Genomic DNA, 5,691 nt, shown 5'->3' on the forward strand with positions numbered 1-5,691 from the left:
GGCGTGCGGAGCTGGCCGACGTCCCGCAGCCCCTCCAACTGCCCACCGACCGCCCCCGCCCGCGGCGGGCCGGCCACGACGGCGCCGCCGTCGAGTTCTCCGTCGACGACCGGGTGATGAGCGCCGTGGCGGATCTCGCCCGGACGCACGGGGCGACCGAGTCGATGGTTCTGGAGTCGGCGCTGCTGGTGCTGTTGCACGGTCTCGGGGGTGGTGACGACATCACGGTCGGTTCGCCGATCGCCAACCGTACCGACGAGAGCCTGACCGACATGGTGGGGTTCTTTGTGAACACCTGGGTTCTGCGGGCGCGTCTGGAGGGCAATCCGACGTTCGCGGAGGTGCTCGACCAGGTACGCGTCAAGTCGCTGGCCGCCTACGACCACCAGGACGTGCCCTTCGAACGCCTGGTGGAGGAGCTGAATCCGGAGCGGTCCACGGCCTACGCGCCGCTGTTCCAGGTGATGTTCGCCTGGCAGAACTTCGACCTCGACGGCTTCGAGCTGTCCGGGCTGCGGGTGGAGTTCGAGCGCACGACCAGCCTGTCGGCGAAGTTCGATCTGACCTTCAACATGGTCGACCTGCCCGGACGGGGCGTCGTGGGCTCGCTGGAGTACGCCACGGACCTCTTCGACGCCGCCACGGTCCGCGGGCTCGCGGACCGGTATGTGCGCCTCCTCGACCAGCTCACCGCCGACCCGGGCCGGCACGTGCGCGCCGTCGAACTCGTCCAGCCGGACGAGCGGGAGCTCGTACTGCGCGGCTTCAACGACACCGCCGCCGCGACGCCGGAGCTGACGGTCACCGAGCTGTTCGCGCGGCAGGCCGCGACCACCCCCGAGGCCACGGCGCTGATCTGCGAGGACGAGGAGTGGTCGTACGCGGAGCTGGCCGCCCGCGCCGAACGCGTCGCGGAAGAGCTGGCCGACCGCGGGGTGGGGACGGAGTCGCTCGTGGGTCTGGCGCTGCCCCGCTCGGCGGACCTGGTCGCGGCGATGCTGGGGATCTGGCGCGCGGGCGGCGCATATCTGCCCATCGACCCGAAGTACCCCAGCTCCAGGCTGGATGTGATCCTGGCGGACGCCCAGCCCTCGCTGGTCCTGACGGACGCGGACGTGGCCGGCGCGCTCCCGGACTCCGGCGTCCCGCGCCTGCTCGTCCAGGACCTGGGACTGGACGCGGACCCGGGCCCGGGCCCGGATCCGGACGCGGTCCCGGACGCCACCGGCGTTCCGGCACAGGGCCGTGCGTTCGGGGCGGTACGGCCGCTGAACGCCGCGTACGTGATGTACACCTCCGGGTCCACCGGTACGCCGAAGGGCGTCACGGTGACCCACCGGGCCGTCGTCAACGGCGTGCTGCGGCTCGCCGAGGCGGTGGAGATCCACGCGGGCACGCGGACACTGGCGGGCACGTCCGTGAACTTCGACGTGTCGGTGTTCGAGATCGTCACCACGCTCGCAGCCGGGGGCACCGTCGAGCTGGTCCGGGACGTCCTCGTGATCGGTGAGCGCGGCGGCTGGGACGGCAGCGTGATCAGCACGGTGCCCTCGGTGTTCGCCGAACTGATCGACCAGCTCAGCGGCAAGATCCAGGCCGACGCTGTGGTCTTCGCCGGTGAGGCGCTGCCGGCGCCGCTGGTGCGGTCGGTCCGCGCGGCGCTGCCCGGGGTGCGCGTCGTCAACGCCTACGGTCAGACGGAGTCGTTCTACGCCACCGCCTTCGCCGCCGGCGCGGAGTGGACCGGCGCCGCGAGCGCCCCGATCGGGGCGCCGCTGGGCAACATGCGGACCTACGTGCTGAGCTCCGGGCTGGCCCCCGTCCCCGTCGGCGTCGTGGGCGAGCTGTACGTCGCGGGCCCGGTCGCCCGCGGCTACCACGGTCAGGCGCCGCTCACCGCCGAACGCTTCCTCCCGGACCCCTTCGGCCCCGCCGGCGCGCGGATGTACCGCACCGGCGACCTGGCCCGCTGGACCCCCGAGGGGCAGCTGGAGTACGTGGGCCGCGACGACGCGCAGGTCAAGGTGCGCGGCTTCCGCATCGAGCCCGGCGAGATCGAGGTGGCGCTCACCGCCCATCCGGGCGTGGCGCAGGCAGCCGTCGTCACCCGGGACGTCCGCGGCAGCACACAGCTGACCGGCTATGTGGTGCCCGCCACCGACGAGGCGGTGCGCACTCCGGGCGTCTGCGAACGGGAACTGCGCCGGTTCGCGGCCGAACGGCTGCCGGAGTTCATGGTGCCGTCGGCGTTCGTGACGCTGGACCGGCTGCCCCTGGCCCCGAACGGCAAGCTGGACCGTGCCGCGCTGCCGGAGCCGCGGCTGACCGGAGGCACCTACCAGGCGCCGCGGACGGCCGCCGAGCGGGTCCTGGCCGCCGTGTACGCCGAGGTCCTCGGCCTCGACCGGGTCGGCACCGACGACGACTTCTTCGCCATCGGCGGCGACAGCATCCGGTCCATCCAGGTCGTCTCGCGCGCCCGCGCGGAGGGCGTCGAGGTCACACCGCGGCAGATCTTCGAGTGCCGCACCGTGGCCGAACTCGCGGACCGCGCCGAGCGCACCGCGCTCGACGGCGGGGGCGTTCCCGTACTGGAGGAGCTGGACGGGGGCGGTGCCGGCCGGATGCCGCTGCTGCCCATCGGCCGCTACCTGCTGGACCTGACGGCGCGGGGCGGCGGCTTCGGCCGGTTCGCGATGGCCCTGGAGGTCGAGCTGCCGCAGGGCATCGACGAGCGTCAGCTCGCCGCCACCCTGGGCGCCGTCTGGGACCACCACGACATCCTGCGCTCCCGGCTCGTCGTCGGCGAGGACGGCGAGGACGGCGAGGACGGCGAGGACGGCGAGCCGGAGCTGGAGGTCTCCGCGCCCGGATCGGTGGACCCCTCCGCGCTGATCCACCGGGTCCCCTGCGACGGCCGCTGGGAGGAGGCCGCCTGGCGGGAGCGCGCGGCCACCGAGCTCGACCGGGCCACCGGCCGCCTCGACCCGGCGGCCGGGGTCATGGCGCAGTTCGTCTGGGGCGACGCGGGCGCGCGGACGCCCGGCCGGCTGCTCCTCGTCCTGCACCACTTCCTCGTCGACGGCGTGTCCTGGCGGATCCTGCTGCCCGACCTCGCCACCGCGTGGAGCCACATCCGCGAGGGCCGTACGCCCCGGCTCGACCCGGTCGCCACCTCCGCGCGGCGGTGGTCCCACGCCCTGGCCGAGCAGGCGACGAGCCCCGAGCGCACCGCCGAGCTCGCGCACTGGCGCTCGGTCGTGGCCGCACCCGACCCCGAGCTCGGCTCCCGCCCGTTCGACCCGGCCGTCGACGTGGCCGCCACGGTGGCGGACGTGTCCATGGAACTGCCGGTGGCGGCCACCGAGGCGCTGTTGACCACCGTGCCCGCCGCCTTCCGCACCGGCGTCAACGACGGTCTCCTCGCGGCCTTCGCGCTCGCCCTCGCGCGCTGGCGGCGGGAGCGCGGCGTCGACGAGACCTCCGCGCTGATCCGCCTGGAGGGGCACGGCCGGGAGGAGTCCTCGGTGCCGGGGGCCGATCTGTCCCGCACCGTGGGCTGGTTCACCAGCATGTTCCCCGTGCGCGTCGACGTGGGAGGCGTCGACGTGGAGGACGCCTTCGACGGTGGCCGGGCCGCGGGCCAGGTCCTCAAGGCCGTCAAGGAGCAGCTCCACGCCGTCCCGGACAAGGGCATCGGCTACGGCCTGCTGCGCTACCTCAACCCCGGGACCGCCGAGGTCCTCCAGGCGTTCCCGAGCGGTCAGATCTCGTTCAACTACCTGGGCCGGTTCTCCGCCGACGACGCGCCCGAGGAGCTGCGCGGCCTCGGCTGGACGCCGGCCGACGGCAACGGCCTGCGGAGCGCCGACCTCGACGCGGACATGCCCGCGATGGCGACGGCCGAGGTCACCGCGCTGGTCTCCGACACACCGCAGGGCCCGCGGCTCATCGCACAGATCCGCTTCCCCAGCGGACTCCTCGGCCGCGAGGAGGCACGCGAGCTGATCGAGCTGTGGCGTACGGCGCTGCAGAACCTCGCCCGGCACGCCGCCGCCCCCTCAGCGGGCGGGCTCACACCGTCCGACGTGCCCCTGGTGCGGGTGAGCCGGCGCGACCTGGACCGGTGGCACGAGCGGTACGCGGGCGCCGTGGCCGACGTGTGGCCGGTGACGGCGACCCAGTCGGGCATCCTCTTCCACGGCATGCTCGCCCAGTCGTCGTTCGACGCGTACCACACGCAGCTCACCTTCCGGCTGGCCGGAGACGTGGACCCGGAGCGCATGCGGGCCGCCGGGCAGGCGCTCCTCGACCGGCACGCCTCGCTCCGGGTCGCCTTCGTCACCAGCGGGGCGGGGGAGCGGGTGCAGCTCGTGCTCGACCATGTGGAACTGCCCTGGCGGGCGGAGGACCTGAGCGGCCTCGGCGAGGCCGAAGCGGACGCGGCCTTCGAGCGGCTGCTCGCCGCCGACCAGGCCGCCCACTTCGAGCCGGACCGGCCCCCGCTGCTGCGCCTCTCCCTGGTCCGCATGGGCCCGGACCGCACGGAGCTGGTCTTCACCGCCAGCCACGCCCTGTACGACGGCTGGTCGATACCCCACCTGCTGCGGGAACTGCTGCGGCTGTACGGCTCGGGCGGGGACCCCTCGGCGCTGCCCCGGGTGCGCCCCTACCGCGACTTCCTGGTCTGGCTCTCCCAGCAGGACCAGGAGGCGGCGGCCCGCGCCTGGCAGCGGGAGCTGGAGGGCGTCACGGAGCCGACGCTCCTCGCCCCGTCGGCGGGGGCCGCCACCCCCGAGTCGGAGGGGCTGGGCCAGATCGAGGTGCCGCTGCCGGACCTGGCGGCCCGGGAGCTCTCCCGCAGGGCGAGCGAGCTGGGCATCACCCTCAGCACCCTGCTGCAGGGCGCCTGGGGCGTGCTCCTCGGCCGGCTGACGGGGCGGCAGGACGTGGTGCTGGGCACCACGGTCTCCGGACGGCCGCCGCAGGTGCCGGGCGTCGACGAGATGGTCGGCCTGTTCATCAACACCCTGCCCGTGCGCGTCGTCTGCGCGCCCGGCGCCACACTCGGGCAGACCTTGGTCTCCGTCCAGGAGCGCCAGACACCGCTGCTCGACCACCATCACCACGGCCTCAGCGAGATCCACGAGGCCGTCGGGCTCGGGGCCCTGTTCGACACCCTGGTCGTCCTGGAGTCGTACCCGGTGGACGAGACGGCGCTCACGGAAGCACACGAGGCGGCCGGGGCCACCCTCGCCGGTGTGCGCGCGGTCACCGGCACCCACTACCCGATCGCCGTGGTCGCCTCGGCGGACCCGCATCTGCACGTGGAACTCCAGTACCAGGAGAACCTGTTCTCGCGGGCCGCGGCGGAGCGGATCGCCGCCCGGCTCGGACAGCTGCTCGACCGGGCCGCCGCCGACCCGCACACTCCGCTGGCCCGTCTGGAGCTGCTGGACGAGGCCGAGCGCGCCCTGGTCCTGGAGCGGTTCAACGACACCGCCGTCAACACCCCCGAGGTGACGATCCCGGACCTGTTCGCGCGGCATGTGGCGGCTGCGCCGGACGCGGTGGCGCTGGTGGGCGGCGAGGAGGAGCTGACGTACGCGGAGCTGGACGGGCGTGCGAACCGGCTCGCCCGGCTGCTGGCTGCCCGTGGTGTGGGCCGGGAGGCGGCGGTGGGGGTTGCTC

Annotated in this window: 1 protein-coding gene; it reads left to right on the plus strand. The window is 74.2% G+C overall.

The genetic code is table 11. The annotated features are described in order from the left end of the window. Positions 1–5,691, plus strand: a 5,691-nt coding sequence (locus G5C65_RS29940; RefSeq protein WP_165302184.1) for a non-ribosomal peptide synthetase, incomplete at both ends; no start/stop codon positions are given.

It is taken from the genome of Streptomyces boncukensis (assembly GCF_011045075.1).
GTDB lineage: Bacteria > Actinomycetota > Actinomycetes > Streptomycetales > Streptomycetaceae > Streptomyces > Streptomyces boncukensis.